At 64.7% G+C, this 19,655-nt stretch carries 15 protein-coding genes; 4 read left to right on the top strand and 11 right to left on the bottom strand.

The window, feature by feature from the left end; translation table 11 throughout:
- Positions 1-3: 3 nt before the first annotated feature.
- The 6 genes from ACVIIW_RS06575 to ACVIIW_RS06550 all read right to left on the bottom strand — a co-directional run bounded on the left by ACVIIW_RS06575 (position 4) and on the right by ACVIIW_RS06550 (position 9,909).
- Positions 4-3,510: a PAS domain-containing hybrid sensor histidine kinase/response regulator gene (locus ACVIIW_RS06575; protein WP_456700005.1), complete on the bottom strand. Its 3,507-nt coding sequence runs from the start codon at positions 3,508-3,510 to the stop codon at positions 4-6.
- A 222-nt stretch (positions 3,511-3,732) separates the two neighbouring features.
- Complete coding sequence (hemA, locus tag ACVIIW_RS06570) at positions 3,733-4,962, bottom strand: 5-aminolevulinate synthase (RefSeq protein WP_456700004.1); 1,230 nt, start codon at positions 4,960-4,962, stop codon at positions 3,733-3,735.
- 201 nt (positions 4,963-5,163) lie between these two features.
- The gene (locus ACVIIW_RS06565) at positions 5,164-6,225 is read right to left on the bottom strand and encodes an MBL fold metallo-hydrolase (RefSeq protein WP_456700003.1); all 1,062 of its coding nucleotides are present in this window, start codon (positions 6,223-6,225) and stop codon (positions 5,164-5,166) included.
- 112 nt (positions 6,226-6,337) lie between these two features.
- A complete protein-coding gene (locus ACVIIW_RS06560) occupies positions 6,338-8,479 on the bottom strand; it encodes a methyl-accepting chemotaxis protein (protein WP_456700002.1) in 2,142 nt (713 codons plus the stop codon).
- Positions 8,480-8,646: 167 nt separating this feature from the next.
- A complete protein-coding gene (locus ACVIIW_RS06555) occupies positions 8,647-9,366 on the bottom strand; it encodes an outer membrane protein (protein WP_456700001.1) in 720 nt (239 codons plus the stop codon).
- A gap of 222 nt (positions 9,367-9,588) precedes the next feature.
- Positions 9,589-9,909 (bottom strand): hypothetical protein, encoded by a 321-nt coding sequence (locus tag ACVIIW_RS06550; protein WP_456700000.1) that lies wholly within the window; start codon positions 9,907-9,909, stop codon positions 9,589-9,591.
- Between the two features lie 215 nt (positions 9,910-10,124).
- Here ACVIIW_RS06550 and ACVIIW_RS06545 point away from each other — a divergent pair, with 215 nt between their 5' ends.
- From ACVIIW_RS06545 to ACVIIW_RS06530, 4 genes are all read left to right on the top strand, one after another.
- Positions 10,125-10,415, top strand: coding sequence for a hypothetical protein (locus ACVIIW_RS06545; protein WP_456699999.1), 291 nt, complete (start codon positions 10,125-10,127; stop codon positions 10,413-10,415).
- Between the two features lie 469 nt (positions 10,416-10,884).
- Positions 10,885-12,246, top strand: coding sequence for a 3-carboxy-cis,cis-muconate cycloisomerase (gene pcaB, locus ACVIIW_RS06540; protein WP_456699998.1), 1,362 nt, complete (start codon positions 10,885-10,887; stop codon positions 12,244-12,246).
- A gap of 112 nt (positions 12,247-12,358) precedes the next feature.
- On the top strand, positions 12,359-13,615 hold the full coding sequence (locus ACVIIW_RS06535) for an aminopeptidase (protein ID WP_456699997.1): 1,257 nt from the start codon (positions 12,359-12,361) through the stop codon (positions 13,613-13,615).
- 458 nt (positions 13,616-14,073) lie between these two features.
- Positions 14,074-14,529 carry a cupin domain-containing protein gene (locus ACVIIW_RS06530; protein ID WP_456699996.1) on the top strand — a complete coding sequence of 152 codons (456 nt, stop codon included), beginning with the start codon at positions 14,074-14,076 and terminating at the stop codon, positions 14,527-14,529.
- 118 nt (positions 14,530-14,647) lie between these two features.
- On the opposite strand, the gene ACVIIW_RS06525 is transcribed toward ACVIIW_RS06530, so the two are convergent.
- The 5 genes from ACVIIW_RS06525 to ACVIIW_RS06505 form a co-directional block, all read right to left on the bottom strand.
- Positions 14,648-15,169, bottom strand: a complete 522-nt coding sequence (locus tag ACVIIW_RS06525; protein WP_456699995.1) for a hypothetical protein — start codon at positions 15,167-15,169, stop codon at positions 14,648-14,650.
- Between the two features lie 74 nt (positions 15,170-15,243).
- Positions 15,244-16,179, bottom strand: a complete 936-nt coding sequence (locus ACVIIW_RS06520) for an EamA family transporter (RefSeq protein ID WP_456699994.1) — start codon at positions 16,177-16,179, stop codon at positions 15,244-15,246.
- 71 nt (positions 16,180-16,250) lie between these two features.
- Positions 16,251-17,066, bottom strand: a complete 816-nt coding sequence (locus tag ACVIIW_RS06515) for an MBL fold metallo-hydrolase (protein ID WP_456699993.1) — start codon at positions 17,064-17,066, stop codon at positions 16,251-16,253.
- 97 nt (positions 17,067-17,163) lie between these two features.
- Entirely contained in the window at positions 17,164-18,690 is a 1,527-nt protein-coding gene (locus ACVIIW_RS06510; protein WP_456699992.1) for a permease, read from the bottom strand.
- Positions 18,687-19,436, bottom strand: a complete 750-nt coding sequence (locus tag ACVIIW_RS06505; protein WP_456699991.1) for an ABC transporter ATP-binding protein — start codon at positions 19,434-19,436, stop codon at positions 18,687-18,689. Before ACVIIW_RS06505 ends, ACVIIW_RS06510 begins: the two co-directional genes overlap by 4 nt.
- Positions 19,437-19,655: the final 219 nt, after the last annotated feature.

The following is a 19,655-nucleotide window of genomic DNA, read 5'->3' as shown; positions in this document are numbered from 1 at the left end:
CCGTTACTCCGCCGCAACCATCTGCTGCGTGCGCCACTGCCCGAGCAGGGCACGCAGCGAAGCCGGCTTCACCGGCTTGTTGAGCACCGCGATCTTCTCGTCGCGCGCAGCCATCTGCACGGCGGGGCTGCGATCGGCCGTGATCAGGATCGCGGGGATGCTGTCGCCGAAGCGGCGGCGGATCTCGCGGATGGCGGCGATGCCGTTGCCGCGGTCGAGGTGATAGTCGACGAGCAGTCCGGTGACGCGCTTGCCGGCGGCCTCGATCGCCGATATCGCGCCTTCGGGATCTGCGACCGCGATCACCTCGGCGTGCCAGGCCTTCAACAGCGTCCGCATGCCGTCGAGGATCGCCGCGTCGTTCTCGATGCAGACGATCAGAGCGCCCGATATCGGCGCGCGCGCCAGCGGCGTTGCGCTTGTTAACGCCGCCGTCAGCGTCACGGCCTTGGCCGTCGGCACGATCACGGTGAACAACGAGCCGCCGCTTGCATTGGCGTCGATGGCGATGCCGTGGTTGAGCACGCGCGCCAGCCGTTCGACGATCGAGAGTCCCAGCCCCAGCCCGCGCGCGATCCGCGCACCCTGCTCGAGGCGGTGGAATTCCTTGAAGATCTCGCCGCGCTTGAGCGCGGGAATGCCGACGCCGGTATCGTAGACGCAGATCTTGAGCGAGGCGCCATGGCGCCGGCAGCCGACCAGCACGCGGCCGCGCGGGGTGTATTTGATCGCGTTCGAGATCAGGTTCTGCAACAGCCGCCGCAACAGCAAGCGGTCCGACTCGACCGGCAGCGAGCAGGGCACGAAGGTGAGCCCGAGGCCCTTGGCGCGCGCGATCGGCGCGAACTCGATCTCCAGCGAGCGCATCAGATCGGCCATCTTGAAGCTCGAGATCGAGGTCGTCATCGCGCCGGCGTCGAGCCTGGAGATGTCGAGCAGCGCGCCGAGGATTTCCTCGATCGCTTGCAGCGATTCGTCGATGTTCTCGACCAGCCGCATCTCCTCGCCATCGTGCTGGCGCTCCACCAGGCTCGTGACATAGAGCCGCGCCGCGTTCAGCGGCTGAAGAATGTCGTGGCTGGCGGCCGCGAGGAAGCGCGTCTTGGAGATGCTGGCGTCCTCGGCGATGCTCTTGGCTCGCGCAAGCTCCGAGTTCAGTCGCGTCAGCTCCTCGGTGCGGTCGCGCACACGCTTTTCCAGCGTCGCATTGGCGCGCTCCAGCGCTTCCGCCGCCTCGAAGGTCGGCGTGACGTCGGTGAAGGTGATGACGAAGCCGCCGCCGGGCATGCGATTGGTGAGCACCTCGATGACCATGTGGCGTTCCGGCAGGCGCTCCAGATAGGGTTCGCTGTCGGTGGTGTAGGCCACCAGCCGCTGCTCGATCATCGCTTCGCGGTCACCCTGGGAGGGATCGCTCACGCCCATGAATTCCAGGATTTCGCGCAAGGGCGTGCCGAACTGGATGAAATGCGGTGGCACGTTGAGGAGATCGCCGAACTGCCTGTTCGAGCAGATCAGCTGCAAATCGGCATCGAACACCGCGATGCCCTGGCGCACATGGTTGAGGGCGGTCTGCAGGATCTCGCGGTTGAAATGCAGCGCTGCGTGCGAATCGTCGAGCAATTTCAGCGCGGCTTTCGCGGACACCGTGCGCTTGCGCAGCAGCAGCGACATCACGAGGCGCGAGGACGCGGCCCCGATCGAGGAGGCGATCAGGTGCTCGGCATGCTGCAGCAGCTCGAAATCGGCGGGTGCTCCGGCCTCGAGCCGCATATTGCGCCGTGCCGAGAACGCCTCGAACGACTGCCGGGCGCGATCGGGCCCGAGATATTGCGCGACGGTGCTCTGGATATCCTGCACCGTGATAGTGGTGCGCCAGCGGCGGAAGTTCGGAGCGATCGGGGCGAGCGTGTTGGGGACGAACAGATCGGCCTGCACCAGCTCGATCGACGAGGGTTGACGTGCCAGCGACAGCAGCACGTAAGTGAGGATGTTGAGCGACAGAGACCAGACCACGCCATGCATCAACGGCGACAGGTCGGCGCCGAACAGCGCCTGCGGCCGCAGCGCCTCGATGCCGAACGGCCCATGCTGGAGCAGCAGGATGCCCGATGTCGAGGTGTCCATGAAGCTTGGGATGAACAGTGTGTAGAGCCACACCGCGAAGCCGACCAGCATGCCGCCGATGGCGCCGCGCGCGGTCGCGCGCCGCCACAACAGGCCGCCGAAGAAGGCAGGCGCGAGCTGCGCGATGGCTGCAAAGGACAAGAGGCCGATGGTCGCCAGCTGGGCGTTGCCGAGCGCGCGATAGTAGAAATAGGCCATCACCATGATGGCGAAGATGGCGAGTCGCCGCGAGCGCAGCAGGAAGTCGCCGAAGCCGGTGGCGGCTGCGCGTCCTTCGGGCCGTCGCTGCAGCACCAGCGGCACCACGAGGTCGTTGGAGACCATGATGGAGAGCGCGACGCATTCCACGATCACCATCGCGGTCGCCGCCGAGAGGCCGCCGACGAAGACTGCGACGCTGAGAAGTCCCGCACCGCCCTCCATCGGCAGGGCCAGCACGTACATATCGGGATTGACAGCGCCGAACGGGAAGATGACGAGGCCGGCGAGCGCGATCGGGATCACGAACACGTTGATCGCGACGAGATAAAGCGGAAACAGCCAGCGCGCGCGGCTGACCTCGGCATCCGAGGAGTTCTCCACGACGCTGACGTGAAACTGGCGCGGCAGCAGCATGATCGCGCACAGCGACAGCAGCGTCATGGTCAGGAAATTGCCGATCGACGGCGAATAGTCGATGGCGCGCACCGCCTCCGGGGTCCTCATCGCGCGCTCGATCAGTTCGTGCGGCGAAAACATCCAGAAGGTGACGAAGATGCCGACGGTGAGGAAGGCGACCAGCTTGATGATGGATTCGGTCGCGACCGCGAGCATCAGGCCGTGCTGATGCTCGGTCGCGTCGGTCTGCCGCGTGCCGAACAGCACCGCGAAGGCCGCCATCGCCAGCGTCACCATCAGCGCCATGTCGCCGAGGATCGGGATGTGGGAGAACGCCTGGTCCTCGCTCAGGATGACTTCGAGCGAGGAGGCCACCGCCTTGAGCTGGAGCGCGATGTAGGGCACCGAGCCGATGATGGCGATCAGCGCTACGGTCGCCGCCACGGCCTGGCTCTTGCCGTAACGCGCACCGATGAAGTCCGCGATCGAGGTGATGTTGTGGGCTTTGGCAAGCTGGATCACGCGGCGGAGCACGCCGGCGCCGAGCCCGATCATCAGAATCGGACCGACATAGATCGCGAGGAAGTCGGTCGAGGTGCGGGTGGCAAAGCCCACCGAGCCGAAGAAGGTCCAGGACGTGCAGTAGATCGCCAGGGAGAGCGGGTAGATCATCCCGGACGCGCGGCCGGGCCCGGCCTGCGAGCGGCGATCACCGTGGCTCGCCACCAGGAACAGGAACCCGATATAGCCGAAGGCGGCTGCGATCACGCCCCAGTCGTGCAGCATGGCGAGCGTGCTTCTCCCTGGGCGCAAAGGCGCCCGATCTCATTTTCCCTGCAAATCTAGCGCGTTGGCAGGGTAGAGGCGACAGCGAAATACCTGATAGAGGCGGGAACTGGGGGGCGTCGTTAAAGAGATATGGGCACGCTTCTGCGCTCCCTCCCCCTTGTGGGGAGGGGGGTAGCTCAGGGGACGGTGCGGGTTGGATTCAAAGAGCAGCGAACACGCCTACTCCGCGGCCAGCGACTTCTCGCTCAGCGGTAGACCCAGACGATCCCACACCTGCAGCAGCGCTTCGGCGAGCTGATCGATCAGGCCGTCGTCGTGATAGGGCGAGGGCGTGATGCGCAGGCGCTCGGTGCCCTTGGCGACGGTCGGATAGTTGATCGGCTGGATGTAGATGCCGTGGTCCTCGAGCAGGATATCCGAGGCCTGCTTGCACTTCTCGGGATCGCCGACGAACAGCGGCACGATGTGCGTGTCGTTCGACATCACCGGGAGACCTGCGGCATTGAGGATCGCCTTGACGCGCGCGGCGCGGTCCTGGTGGCGCTCGCGCTCCCAGCTCGAGGTCTTCAGATGCTTGATCGCGGCGGTCGCGGCCGAGCAGATCGCCGGCGGCAGTGCGGTGGTGAAGATGAAGCCGGGCGCATAGGAGCGCACGGCGTCGATGATATGGCCGTTGCCGGCGATGTAGCCGCCGAGGCAGCCGAACGCTTTCGCCAGCGTGCCTTCGAGAATGTCGATGCGATGCATGACACCGTCACGCTCGGCAATGCCGCCGCCGCGCGGGCCGTACATGCCGACGGCGTGGACCTCGTCCACATAGGTCATCGCGTTGTACTTCTCGGCGAGGTCGCAGATCCTGGCGAGCGGCGCGACGTCGCCGTCCATGGAATAGAGGCTCTCGCAGGCGATCAGTTTCGGCCGGTTCGCACCCGCAGCCTTCAGCAGCGCTTCGAGATCGGCGAGATCGTTGTGGCGGAACACCTGCCGCTCGCAGCCGGACTGGCGGATGCCCTCGATCATCGAATTATGGTTGAGCTCGTCCGACAGGATCAGGCAGTTCGGAATGAGCTTGGCGATGGTCGCGATGCCGGTCTGGTTCGAGACGTAACCGGAAGTGAACAGCAGCGCGGCTTCCTTGCCGTGGAGGTCGGCGAGCTCGGCCTCGAGCTGCACCAGCGGATGATGCGTGCCGGCGATGTTGCGGGTTCCGCCTGCGCCGGTGCCGACGCGGGTCGCGGTTTCGACCATGGCGCCGACCACCTTCGGGTGCTGGCCCATGCCGAGATAATCGTTGGAGCACCAGATCACGACGTCGCGCTTGCCCTTGGGCGAGTGCCAGACTGCATGCGGGAACCGGCCGGCCGTGCGCTCCAGATCGGCGAACACGCGATAGCGGCGCTCGCTGTGGAGGCGATCAAGGGCGGAATTGAAGAACTCGGCGTAATCCATCGGTGCAACCTGAGACGGAACTGACCAAAAGGGCGCATCTGTTTAGAGCTTTTCCAGCTCTAATGTCCATGCGCTATCGCCTATAGGGCCGTGAGGGGCATTGGGCAAAATGCCCTATCCGACCCGACCCAACTTGATCCCGATCAAGTTCGCGCGGGACATGATGCTGCCCTGCACCATCGGTCCAAGGGCTGGACGCCCTCACGTCGTCCTGAACTGCAGCACGCCGTCCTTGGTCTCGGCGGTCAGCCGGCCCTCGACGATCATGTAATTGACGTGAGCGACGAGCTCGCCGGCGGCAAAGCCCATCTGGTGCTCGTCAAGCACGTGCTTGTTGAACACGACAGGCACCAATGCGCGCGAGGTCTGCGGCACCTCGCGGCAGGCTTCCGCGATCAGGCGGCAGCGCTCCTCGTGGTGATCGGCGAGCTGCTTGATGCGGGTCTTCAGCCCGTAGAACGGTACGCCGTGACCCGGCAGCACCAGGAGATCATAGGGCAGGGTGGTGGTGAGGCTCGCGAGTGAGGCCAGATATTCGCCGAGCGAGTTCTGGTCGGGCTCGACCGCCCACACGCTGACATTCGGCGAGATCTTGCTCAACACCTGGTCGGCGGAGAGAAACAGCTTGTCGTCGGCGCAGTACAGCATCACCTGGTCGAGCGCATGCCCGCCACCGGTGATCACCTTGAAGCGGCGCGGGCCGATCACGACCTCGTCGCCATGCGAGATACGGCGGTAGGACGGCGGCAGCACCGAGACGCGTTTGAGATAATCCTGGCCGCGGCCGAGCAGCTTCTCGGTGAGAGACTCGTCCATGCCGTGGCGGCGGAAGAACAGCCGCTGCGCCTCGCGCCGCTCCTCGGTGCCGCGGTTCTGGTGATAGACCGATTGCAGATATTCGACCTGCGACATCACCAGCGGACAGTTGAACCGCTCGACGATCCAGCCGGCGAGGCCGACGTGATCGGGATGCGAATGGGTGACGATCAGGCGCGTGATGTTGACGCCCTTGAGCGGACCTTCGAACAGCTTGGTCCAGGCCTCGATCGTCTCCTCGTTGCCGAAGCCGGCATCGACCATCGCATAGCCGTCGCCGTCGGCGAGCAGGTAGATGTTCACATGGTTGAGGCGGAACGGCAGCTTCAGCCGCGCCCACAACACGCCGGGCCTGACCTCCACGACCTCTTCCGGGCCGGGATGCTGCTCCCAGGGGTAGCGCAGCGCCTCGGCGGAGGACTGCACGGTATCGGTTTTTGCGTTCATGCCACCGGCTTAAACCCAGCGCGGGCAGGGCGCCAGCCGAAAAAGAAGGCCGGCCGGTCGCCGCATGGCGGTCATTCCGGCCGTATTCCGTAGCCCGGATGGAATCGGCGTCCTACGCAGCCCGCATGTTGTTGAGGAACGCGTCGATCTCTCCGCGCAGCAAGTCGGCTTCGCGGCGGAGTGCATCCGATGCGCTGAGCACCTCCGTGGCCGCGGCACCCGCTTCGGCTGAAGCGGTGGAGACGCCGACGATATTGCTGGAGACTTCGCTGGTGCCGCCGGCCGCGTGCTGGATGTTGCGGGCGATCTCGCGGGTCGCTGCGCCCTGTTCCTCGACCGCGGCGGCAATGGTCGTGGTGACGTCGTTGATCTCGCCGATGATCCGGCCGATGCCCTGGATGGCGCCGACGGCCGAGGTCGTGACCTGCTGCATGCTGGCGATCTGGGTGCGGATCTCCTCGGTCGCCTTCGCGGTCTGGCTCGCGAGGCTCTTCACCTCGGAGGCAACCACCGCAAAGCCGCGGCCGGCCTCGCCCGCCCGCGCCGCCTCGATGGTGGCGTTGAGTGCGAGCAGGTTGGTCTGCGAGGCGATGGTCTGGATCAGGTCGACCACGACGCTGATGCGGCTTGCGCTCTCGGCGAGGCTCTGCACCGTGGCGTCGGTGGCGCCGGCTTCGTCGACCGCCTTCTTGGCGATCGCGGCCGAAGTGACGACCTGCTTGCTGATCTCCTCGATCGAGGACGAGAGCTGTTCGGTCCCGGACGATACGGTCTGCACATTGACCGAGGTCTCTTCGGCGGCGGACGCAACCGCGTTGACCAGTGCGTTGGACTGGTCGGCGGTGGTCGACATGCTCTGCGCCGTCGACTGCATCGAATTGGCCGATTGCGCGAGGTTATCGAGCGCGGTGCGCACGGTGCCCTCGAATTCGGCGATCTTGGCTTCCATTTGCGCGGCGCGCTCGGCCTTGGCGGTGCGATCCTTGTCCTGCTCGCTCGCGAGCGCGCGGGCCTCGATCATGCTGTCGCGGAACACCGTCAGCGTTTCCTTCATCGCGCCGATCTCGTCGTTCTGGCGGGAGCGGACGATCTCGGTGTCGAGGTCGCCGGCCGAGAGCAGCTGCATGGCGCGCTGAAGCTCGCGGATGCGGCGCAGGATGTTGCGGCCGACATAGAGCCAGACGAACAGCGCCGAGCCGATCAGGGTGAGCCCGCCGAGTGCCAGCATTGCGGTCGTGGCGAGCGAGATCTCGTGACGCGCCTGGAAGGTCGATGCGTTGGTCTCCTTCTGCACGCCGTCGACGAGCGCCTGCACGCTGATTCCGAGCCCGACATTGAGCTTGCGCGTCTCGTCCAGGATGGTCTGGCCATAGTCGATCGCGTCGAGCTCCTTCTGGCGGATCTTGAACACGCCGGTCTTGCCTTCACCGAAGACGAACAGCTTCTCGACGGCATCGCGCACGGCTTGCATCGAGGGGAAGTTCGGGAGGTCCTCGAGGTTGGACTTGACGCGGTCGCGGGTCGTCTTGAATTCCTTCTCGATCGCCTCGAGCGTGTCGCTGCTGTTGGCGGAGAGCGCCGCCATCATGTCGGCGGCCATCAGATTGCCGTTGGCGGAGATCGTCGAGATCTGGGCGACCGTGCGGGCGGCTTCGGTGGCATCGTCGGCCGACACTTCCGCCGCACCGAGGATCGCATTGAGGCGCGTCTGTGCATCGAGCATGGCCGGGCCGGCAGCGCCGACAAAGGAACGCTGGACCTTCCGGAGCGCTTCATACTGCTTGTCGTGCAGCGCGCCGGTGTCGAGCCGCTCACGGGCCGCCGACACCAGGCTCTGCGTGGCCTCATCGATGCTCTTGGTGGTGTCGCGCAGCGCGTTCGCGGTCTGCTGGTCCGCGCCGAGTTCGATGATCTCGCCGAGCTTGGCCATCGCGAGCTGCTGGATGTCCTTTACGTTCCTGGTGCGCTCGTTCAGCGCATCATCGGTGGGCGAGGCGAGCAGGCCCGGGCCCTGTGCTGCGAGCGTCGCACTCTGCGAGGCGAGCTGAAGGCTGGCGGCGAGGCGCGGGATGTCGCGGCCGCTCAAATCCATCATGGTCGAGCCGAGATGCTTGAACACGAAGCCGGCGCCGGCTGCGATCACGAGGGCCATGCCCGCGATCACGGCGAAGGCCGCGAACAGGCTGCCGCGCAGGCCCCATTTCGGCATTTTGAAACGAGGTTTGATACGGCCAACGCTCAGACGGATCGCCATCGAAATTCCCCCACACGCGTAATCTTTTGTCATTTCGCTGCGGAGTATCCTTGGCCCGGGTTAAAAAATCGCAAGTTGCCCAAATGCTTGGCAGTTCCGCAGGGCGAAAAAAGAAAGGGCCGGCATCACGCCGGCCCTTGATCGTGGCGAGAGTTTTTCAGGCGCGATCAGTAGGACGCGACCGGGCTCGCCCAGTTGAAGCGGTAGTTGAGGCCGGCCTTGAAGGTGTGGTCGTCGGTGGTGAAGTTGCCGGTGCCGACCAGCGGCCCCGCGGTGAAGTGCGCATCGCCGAAATTGTAATACTGGTACTCGGCCTTGGCCGACCAGTTCGGGGCAAACATGTATTCGAGGCCGGCGCCGATGGTGTAGCCGCTGCTGTGATTGCCGTCGATGACGAAGGCTGCCGGCACGCCGCCGACCGTCACCTTCTCGTTGTTGTCGGAATAGGCGTAGCCGCCCTTCACGTAGAGCAGGCCCGGGCCCCAGGTGTAGCCGACGCGGCCGGTGATCGAGCCGAGGCCGCGCTGGTCGTTGGTGTAGGCCACGCCGCCCGGGAACACCGCGCCGACATTGCCGGAGAGCCAGGAATACTGGGCTTCGGCGCCGACCACGAAGTTCGGATTGAGCTGCCAGTCTGCACCGGCCTGCAAACCCCCGAGGAAACGGCCGTTGCCGTTGTTGCCGGTGGAGAGGCCGTTGAAATTGCTGTCGCTGGAGAACGCGCCGCCGATGTGGCCGCCGATGTAGAAACCGGTCCAGTTGTAGATCGGCGCGGCGTAGGCCGGCGCCTTGTTGTAATAGGGGCGGGCGCCGAGATCGGCACCGAACGCCGGAACAGCCGCGCCCACCGCGAGCAGCGCAACCGTCGCAAACAGAATCTTCTTCATCGTCCTAACTCCAACACTAAGGTCCCCGGCAGGCGCGCAGTTCGCGCCGCTTTGGTTATGCAGATAGCTCGCTTTTGACGAAAATGCTGTCACATGCGTGGCATAACGGTGCCCAACCTAAGTTATTGGGCCACAAATGATTTTCGTGCTTAATGGCGGCTTAAGAAGTGGTGAAGGAAGGTTTAATTCGCGCTGACTGCGGTAACTTGCGCGCGTGTCCCGTTAACCAAGACGCCGCCGCACCTCCTCGCGCATCTGCGCACGGAACGCCGCGCGCTTCGCGGGCCGGTCTTCCTCGCGTATGTCGTGGCGATCGAAGATGTCGAACTTGTCCAGGATCGGATAGCGATCGCTCGCCATTGCGAGCACGCGCAGCACCTTGGTCGCGGCCAGCGTCGGGCCGCGCACCTCCCAGCGCCGGATCGTGTCCGCGCCGCCGTTCTCCGGCAACGCACACAACTTCGCCATGTCGGCCGCATTGAGCTTGCGCCCGAGCGCGTCGGAGAGATCGTCACGCAGTTGCTTCAATTCGGGGCCGGTCATGCTGTTCGTTCCGAGAGTCTCTGAAAGCCTTGCGCTAGCGCTGATTCGGGTCGATCCGAAGGCGACACGTTCGTGATAGTGTGTCCGGGCCGATCGTGCCATATCGCAGCGTTCCGGCACATTTGCGCGCACGGAATTATGAACGGCGACCTATGGGAATTCTCCGCCGGATGAACACATGACTTACCAGCCCGCAGCGAACGAAGGGAATGGTCATGACAACGATGAGAATCGCCGTAGCCGCGCTCGTCGCGGCCGGGTTGGTGGTGGCGCCTTTCGCGGCTGAAGCGAAGAAGCATCGGTCGAGCAGGCATTACAGCACGGACGTGATGGTCCCTACCTACGGAAGCTCCGTCGTGACGGCGACGCCGCCAAGGACCTATGGGTCGTCCGGTCCGTCGATTGGAACCGTCACGGCGCCCTCGATCGGAACCTATAATTGGCCGTCGGTCGGCGTCACCAATGCGGTGCCGACCTGGAGCAACACCAATCCGCCGCTCAGGTGATCAAAAAGCCCGTGACTGCTGCCTTCCCGAAGCGGAGCGGGATGCCGAAGGAAACCGGCCTGCTCGGGCGAAAAACATACCGTGCGACGTCGCCGGATTCCGCGGCGCTGGCCGATCGGCGCAGCAGACGCCGCGGTCAATGTCGCAGCCGACAGGCCGGCAGACGAGCCCCGGCAAGCGAAACGATTTCAACATTGAGGTCTCCTCGTCATGCGAAGGCGTTCGCGCCGCGCGACAGTCGATAGTGCCATCGGAGCAGCGCGCTGATGTCTGGAGCTGCATCTGGGCCGTGATCCTTCGAGGCTCCGCGCACGCTGCTTCGCATCGTGCGTCTCGCACCTGCGGATGACGGGGCAGGCGAGGTGCTCGCAAGCCATCGAACGTGCGTTAAACAGCGAATGTCCGTTGCCCAACGTCCCGGCCCGCGTAAGCTATCCTCATACAAAACAACAGCCACGAAGAAGCGCCCATGCCCGCCTTTACCGCCTCGACCACCGTGCTCGATTCCATGCTGTTCCGCGATGCCTTCGGCACGCCGGAAATGCGCGAGGTGTTTTCCGATGTCGCGCTGGTGGCGCGTTACGCCGAGATCGAGGTGGCGCTCGCGAAAGCGGAGGCGCGATGCGGTGTGATTCCGCAACAGGCTGCCGACCAGATCGCGGCGAGGACCGATGTTGCCGCGTTCGATTTTGATCTGTTGCGGCAGGAGACCGACATCGTCGGCTATCCGATCCTGCCGCTGGTGCAGCAGATGGCGAAGCAATGCGGCGAGGCCGGCCGCTACGTGCATTGGGGTGCGACCACGCAGGACATCATGGACACCGCCGTGGTGCTGCAATTGCGCGCCGGGCTCGGGATCATCGAGCGCGATATCGCGGACTTGCGGAAAATTCTCGCCGACCTCTCGCGGCGCCATCGCGACACGCCGATGGCCGGACGTACCCATCTCCAGCAAGCGCTGCCGGTGACGTTCGGCTACAAGGCCGCGATCTGGCTTGCGATGTTCGACCGCCACGCCGAGCGCCTCGCGCAACTGAAGCCGCGTGTGCTGGTCGGGCAGTTCGCCGGCGCGGCCGGCACGCTGGCTTCGCTCGGCGACAAGGGCTTCGAGGTGCAGGAGGCGCTTTGCGCCGAGCTGAAGCTGGGTGTGCCCGCTTCGACATGGCATGTCGCACGCGACGGCTTCGCCGAGGCGGTGAATTTCCTTGCGCTCCTCACCGGATCGCTCGGCAAGATCGCGCTCGACATCATGATCATGGCCTCGACCGAATTCGCCGAAGTCTACGAGCCCTTCGTCAAGGGCCGCGGCGCCTCCTCGACCATGCCGCAGAAACGCAATCCGATCTCGTCGGAACTGATGCTTGCCGCATCGAAGGCGGTGCGGCAGCAGGCTGGTCTGATGCTGGACGCCCTGGTGCAGGATTTCGAGCGCGCGACCGGTCCGTGGCACGCCGAATGGATGGCGATCCCCGAAAGCTTCGTGCTGACCGCCGGCGCACTGCACCAGGCCAGGTTCGCGCTCGCGGGTCTCATCGTGGACGAGAAGAAGATGGACGACAACCTCGCCCTTAGTCGCGGTCTGATCGTGGCCGAAGCGGTCATGATGGGGCTCGCGCCGCAGATCGGCCGGCAAGACGCGCACGACGTGGTTTACGATGCCTGCAGGCTCGCCAACGAGAAGGGCATCAGCCTTGCCGATGCGCTGTCGGCCGATCAGCGCGTCGCGACCCGAATCGATCGCGCCAGCATCGAGGCCCTCACTTCACCGAAAAATTACCTTGGCCTTGCGCCTGCCATGGTCGATCGGGTGCTCAAATCGGCAACGCGTTGAAAACCAAACTGCACGAAACTCCGTATCTTTCAAGTCGCGCAAGACGCTCGCGCACTTGTGCCTCGTGATGCTAGACTTAGATTGTACGTGAGAATTCGACAGAGGACCCGGCATGACCGATCAACGCAATTTCGCCTCTTCCATCGATCCCGCGAAGCTCGACCGGCTGGCCGAGGTCGCGGTGAAGGTTGGATTGGGTTTGCGGCCGGGACAGGACCTTCTGTTGACGGCGCCCGCGATCGCGCTGCCGCTGGTGCGCCGAATCGCCGCGCACGCCTACAAGGCCGGCGCCGGCATCGTGACGCCGATTCTTTCCGACGAGGAGACGACGCTGGCGCGCTATCGCCACGGCCATGACAATAGCTTTGATCGCGCCGCCGACTGGCTCTACGAAGGGATGGCGAAAGCGTTCTCGGACAACACCGCGCGCCTCGCCATCGTCGGCGACAACCCGATGCTGTTGTCGAACGAGGATCCGTCCAAGGTGGCGCGCGCCAGCAAGGCCAATTCCATGGCCTATCAGCCGGCGCTGGAAAAGATCGTCAATTTCGACACCAACTGGAACATCATCGCCTATCCGAGCCCGACCTGGGCGAAGCAGGTTTTCCCTGATGATTCCGAAGAGGTGGCGATCGGCAAGCTCGCGGATGCGATCTTCGCGGCCTCCCGCGTCGACCGCGAGGATGCGATGGCCAATTGGGCGGGCCACAACGCGGTGCTGCGCGAGCGCACCAACTGGCTGAACGGCCAGCGATTCCGCGCACTGCAATATTCGGGTCCCGGCACCGACCTCACCATCGGGCTTGCCGACGGCCATGAATGGGAAGGCGGTGCCTCGCTCGCCAAGAACGGCATCAGCTGCAACGCCAACATTCCGACCGAGGAGGTCTTCACGACTCCGCATTGCCGCCGGGTCTACGGCCATGTCGTGAGCTCGAAGCCGCTGTCCTACCAGGGCACGCTGATCGACAACATCGCGGTGCGCTTCGAGGACGGCAGGATCGTCGACGCAAAGGCCTCGCGCGGCGCGGAGGTGCTGAACAAGGTGCTCGACACCGACGAGGGCGCGCGGCGTCTCGGCGAGGTGGCGCTGGTGCCGCATTCCTCGCCGATCTCGCAGAGCGGGCTGCTGTTCTACAACACGCTGTTCGACGAGAACGCGGCGTCCCACATCGCGCTCGGCCAATGCTATTCGAAATGCTTCATCAACGGCGCGCAGCTCACGCCGCAGCAGATCGCAGCCCAAGGCGGCAATCAAAGCCTGATCCATATCGACTGGATGATCGGCTCGGGCGAGACCGACATCGACGGCATTTTGGCCGACGGCAGCAAGGTGCCGGTGTTCCGCAAGGGCGAGTGGGCGAAGTAACCGACGCGCGTGCGCGCGGGTTCTTCACCTCTCCCGTAGGGAGAGGTCGGGTCGCATCGCACCGCCGCGCAGCATCGGGCCGTAGTCGATGCTGAAGCGGTTGACCGGTGCCGTGAACGGGCTGCCAGTCGGTGGCCCGCACTGATGCCGTCGCAGGCCGCGACCGCCTCGCAGCCGTACCCACGGGAATCGCCCGCCTCGGGCAGGTCGAGGCCGGGCGCGGATTTCCTGTTTCGCCTCGTTGACGTCGCGCACTTTGTCGCACCCCTGAAAAGAAGGGTTCATGTGTGCGAATTTGCAGGAAATTGGGGCGCTAACAATTTCGCGTCTGCAACTTGCGGCTGATTGTCGGGGCTCGTGTAAGAAAGAATTAAAAACAGGCTACTAGCGTTCCCCCATCTTTCGAAACAATCCGGGCCGAGACCCGGTCATACTTAATATATGCCCTGGGGAAACAGATGTCGGCCGCATTGATTGAAATCGCCAGTTGCAACGTGGACCTGGAGCTGCGGCCGATCGAGCCGGCCTGGATCATCGAGGGGAATCCGGTCTCCCGTTCGCACATCCTGTCGACCAGCTCGGACGGCACATCCTCGACCATTGTCTGGTCCTGCACCGAAGGCCGCTTCAACTGGTACTACGATTTCGACGAGACCATCATGATCCTGGAAGGATCGATCGTTTTGGAAAGCGAAGGGCTCCCGCCCAAGCGGTATGGAGCCGGCGACGTCATTTTCTTTCGCGATGGCGCGCATGCCAAATGGCATGTCGAAGGCCACGTCAAGAAGATCGCTTTCTGCCGCAAGACAAATCCCGCCGTCATCGGCTTCATGATCCGCGTGGTCAACAAGCTGAAGCGGATGTTCCTCTCGCCCGGCGAACGCAGCCCCGCGCCCCTCATGGGCGCCGGCTAATCCTTTTGAAGGACGCTTCCCAGCGGCCACGACGGAAGAGGGGGCGGGACCAACATCCCGTCCCCTCTTTCGCGTCGTGACGGCGCTTGGCTCCGTGGCGAGCGCGGCGGTGTTCTCCTCAGCCCTTCCGCCGCGTCGCCCTCACATCGACCACCAGCCGCCAATCGGTTGTCGTGGCGGGCTTGACCTCGCCGAGCCAGTGGAACGAATCATGTGTGATGTCGACGAAGTTCCAGCGCGTGAGCTCGCCGGTTTCGGTCGTGCCTTCCTGCACGATGTCCTCACCACGCGCGCGGCCGATCTGCTGGCGGAATACCGATCGGGCCGGATCGAACCAGGAAATCCGCCACGCCGAAATGCCGGGATCGTAGACCCGAAGCGTCGTGCCGTACCAATTGCCTGCGACCGGAAAGGCGGGCGCGCCCGCAGGCCGCGGAATGATCCAGACGTCCTGAACGGCGCGTCCTTCCAGCACCCAGCCGAAATGAATTTCGCCGGGTGCGGTGTGCGTCGCGCCGTCAGGCCCGTGGGCGGTGATCTCGGCGTCCCAATCCCCGACGAAGCGGCCGTAGAGCTGCAGCTCCGCGGCGTGCTCGGGGTTGGGTCCGTCAGCGTGCAGCAATCTCTTGAAGTCGGTCATGTCGATCTCCTCTTGCCGGGAGATCAGCACGATCGGCCGATAGCCGACTTGGAGAAAATTGCCGTCCGACGTCGTCAGGTCTCGTGCAGGGAGAGATGTCCTACGCCCTGCCGGGTCCTGTCGATCGTCGGGCGGCTCTCCGAGCGCCAGATGACGATGACGGAGATGATGACGAGACCTGCGCCAAGCAGCATCATGCGCGAGAACGGCTCGCCCAGCACGAGGGTGCCGAGCAGCACGGCGATGACAGGGTTGACGAAGGTGTAGGTCGACACCAGCGAGGTCGAGACGTTTTCCAGCAGCCAATTATAGGCGACGAATCCGATCACGCTTCCGGAAATGATCAACCAGAGTGCGGCTGCAAGCGAGACCGGGGAGACATCCCGTGGCCTGAAGCTTGCGATCTCGCCCGTCAGCCAGCTGATCGCGAACAACACGAGGCCACCGATCGAAAGCTGCATGCCGGAAAGCAGAATGGCGGACGCTTGTTTCGACATGCTCCGGGACAGGACGGTGCCGACCGACCATGACAGCGCCGCAGCCAGCAGCAAGACGACCGGCAGGATGCTGATGCCGGCCTCCTCGACATTTTGCCATGCCACCAGCCCGACGCCGAAGAAGCCCGGCACGAGTGCGAGCAGGGCAAGGGGCCTTGGCCGCTGCGCGCCGGGGAACAACGAATCAATCAACAGGATCCAGAACGGAATGGTGGCGAGCACGATCGCGGCCACACCTGAAGGAACCGATTGCTGTGCGAAGGCGAGCACACCATGGCAACCCGCAAAGAACAGCAGTCCGCACAGGCTCGCGCCGATCCAGGCCCGAGCGGGCACGCTGCCGATCTGCCGGCCGCTCATCGCCAGCAAAACGACTCCGCCGCAAAACGAGCGAAGCGCCATCAGCAGAAATGGTGGAAGCGATTTCAGTCCCAGCGTGATCGCGAAATAGGTGGAACCCCACAACAGATAAATGGCTGCGAATGCTCCGACAACCAGGAACCTTCTACTCATGATTGCTCCGATCCGAAGATGATCTCGAAGCCATCAAGTCGGAGCAGGTTCATGCGTTCCGGTTTTGCAGATCAGACGCCTTCGAGGATGATCACCGTCGGTGTCGACGGCAGCGTATCGCGCGAGATCCGCAACGAGCGCTCGGTGCGCCGATCGATCTCGAACTGCTGGCCGATGCGGCGCATGAACTCCTCGAGCGGGGTCGCGAAGCGGTGCATCGGCAGCACCACCGAAGCGCGCAAGCGTTTGGTGATCTCAGAGACGCCATCGAGCGACATCGTGTAGGTGCCGTCGATCGGCACCATCACGATGTCGAGGCGCCCGATCTGGGCGAAATGGCTGTCGTCGAGCTTGTGGTGCAAATGGCCGAGATGACCGATGCAGAGCCCGGCGACCTCGAAGATGAAGATCGAATTGCCGTCGCGGATCATGTCCGTGCCGGAATCGTCGCCGAAGTAGCGGCGGATATCGGTCGTGACGTTGCGAATGAAAGTGTCGCCGATGCGCTCCGACACGACGGCCGGCTTGCCGTCCTCGCCCCAGCCATGCAGCACATGCGGAATGCGCTTGTCCGGATTGAGCGTGTAGTGCGTGCTGTGGGCCCGGTTCATGGTGACGACGTCAGGCAAACGCCCGACCTGATAGGCGCCGCTGTAATCGGTCGCGATCCGCACGCCACCGGGCGTGTCGATGAAATAGGTGGAGTGGCCGGCATAGGTGATCTCGACCTCCGGCGCCACGGCCGCCTGCCGCAAGGCGACCGGCATGGCGCGAGGTGCGGCATTCGCCAACGCCAGGCATTCGCCGCGCTGGGGCGGCTGCTGGGCGAGGGCGGGTGAGAGACATGCGCTCAACAGCGCAAATGCCGCCGAAACAAGTCGCCGCATGAATTCATCCCCGATGACTTCGAGGGAAAGTCTAGCGTGCAGAACGGCGTGTCGCCAACAGGACGCGATCAACAGCGCGTCAATGCCGCACCTGCCTTTACTCCCGCCTCGGGCTGAACTTCCAGGTGACCGCAACCAGGCCCGCCGTGATCAGGCCGCTGACGATGCCGGCGGTCGGCAGCGTGAGCAGCAGTGCGGCGGTCGCGGCCCAGCCGATCGAGGAGAAGGCCTCGGCAATGGTCGCAAGCCGCGACGAGGTCTGACGGCGGCGGAACTGGCTGCGCCGGGCCTGGACGCGGAACCAGAGCTGGATCGCGGTCGCAGAGGCCGCACTGACGAGGATGATGGCGGCGGTGATCGCAGCCTGGGATGGTGAAGCGAAAATCAGCACCGCAACCAGCGGACTGAAGATGGCGGCGATCGCGATCAGCACCACCTCGATCTTGGCGCGGATGACGCTCGAGGACGTCAGCGGCGCGGTCGCGACCAGGTCGGGCGCGTCCTCGCCTGAGATCGTCAGCCAGGCGAGCCCGCCGGCGAGCTGTCCTGCCGCCATCACAATGACAGGCGTGATCAGCGTCAGGGCCGCGGAACTGTCGCCAAAACTGCGCCAGAGCAACAACGCCGGGGGCACCAGATAGAGCAGCTGCATCAGGGTCTGCGAGATCAGCCAGGGATCGCGCCAGAGCAGCATGAACTCCTTGCGCCGCAGCGAGTGTTGTCGGGAGCCGCCCCGGAACGGGCGCTCCTTTGTGCGCTTGCGGCTGGATGTGCCGTACGCCGCAGCCTCGATCGCGGTGTCGGCGAAGCGGCCCGAGAACACGGCCATCACGCATCCGAGCAGCACCAGCCCGAGCGCGAGGAGCAGCAGCAGCGCCTCGCCGTCGCCCATGGCCGCCCGTGCCGGCCACCACCAGATGCTGTCGACGTCGGGCGCGTGGGCAGCGAGGGTGCTTGAGGTCAGGACGGTGAAGCGCGACAGCGTGCCATAGGAGATGATCGCGGCGACCTGGAGCGCGATCACGAAACCGGCGCCGATGATCGCGGCCAGGATCTGGGCGACGAAGCGCGTCCGCGACGGGCCGATCAGGCGGAACAGCAGAATGGTCACCCCGATCGCGATCGCCGCCGCCGACAGGCCCATCGCGACGACGACGCCGAACGCCGCAAGCCACCGTGCGCCGCCGCCGATGACAAGCACGTCGATGAAGGGCGTCGCGAACAGCAGCGCCATCACCGTCACGGTGAGTGCGATCGCGGCGATGCGCACGGAGAACAGATTGGCGAGCGTTGCGGGGGAGGACATGATCAGGTCGAGATCGGCGCGGGCGTAAAACACCCGCGTCACCGATTCGATCGCCTGCGACAGCATCAAGGTCCAGGCGAGCAAGATCGTCGCCGAGACCACGATCAGCGAGGATTTGTCGAGCGGCAATTGGAGATTGGCGAAGCGGCCGATCACCGCCCATGCCGGCACGTGCAGCAGTGCGGCGAAGAACAGCAGACCGATCACGGCTGCGCGGGCCCGCCGGCGCCGCCCGCCCGTCATCATGGCGAACCATTCGCGCCAGGCGAGCCGGAGCTCGTGACGGGCAAACCAGGAGAGCGCGGTTGCCGAGCTCATGCGGCTTCCGGAAGCGTGACCAGCGCAATGAAGAGATCTTCCAGGCTGGTGTCGGCATGGCCGTTCTGCTGGCGCAGCTCGGTCAGCGTACCCTCTGCAACCAGGCGTCCCGCGGCGATCACCCCGATGCGGTCGGCCATGCGCTCGGCGACCTCGAGAATGTGCGTCGTCATGATGACGGTGCAGCCGGCGCGCACGCGCTCGCCGAGCAGTCCCTTCACATGCCGCGCCGAGACGGCATCGAGTCCCGTCAGCGGCTCGTCGAGAATGATGAGGCGGGGATCGTGCACCAGCGCGCCGGCCAGCGCCACTTTCTGGCGCATGCCCTTGGAGAAGCCTTCGCAGCGCTCGTGCCGGTGCGGCTCGAGCCCGAGCGAAGTCAGAAGCTCCTCGGCGACCGGTTTCGAGACCGGCGGCGCAATGCCCCAGAGGCCGGCGACGAATTCGAGGTACTCAAGCGGCGTCAGCTTGTCGTAGATCATGGGCTCGTCGGAGACCCACGCCATGACCTGCTTGGCCGCCACGGGGTTTTGAAGCGCATCGATGCCGAAGATCGAGACGCCGCCGTCATCGGGCCGCAACAGGCCGGCTACCATGCGCAAAGTGGTGGTCTTGCCGGCGCCGTTCGGGCCGACCAGCGCATAGAACTCGCCGGCATGGATGGTGAGATCGAGGCTATCGACCGCCAAACGGTCAAAACGCTTCGTTAACCCTCGGACTTCCAGCGCCGAGCTGTCCCGCTTCATCACGGCTACCCCATCCGGTTCTGCATCGGTCGCGACCCTGACCTGAAGATGTTTCGGCCCGTGAATCGGGCCGCCCCAATTCCGGCATCCACCTTGGACTAAAGGCAAGACACCTAGCAAGCCACCGTTTGTTGACAGCACTCGGGGGTTCAGGCTGAATTGGCGCCGGGACGAATGGCGCTCGCGGCCGAGCGACTGCGTAGCGGCTGGACACAAGAT

This window comes from Bradyrhizobium sp. USDA 4449, assembly GCF_054056275.1.
Note: the sequence above shows the minus strand (reverse complement) of the source record. Positions and strands in the feature narration are given on the sequence as shown.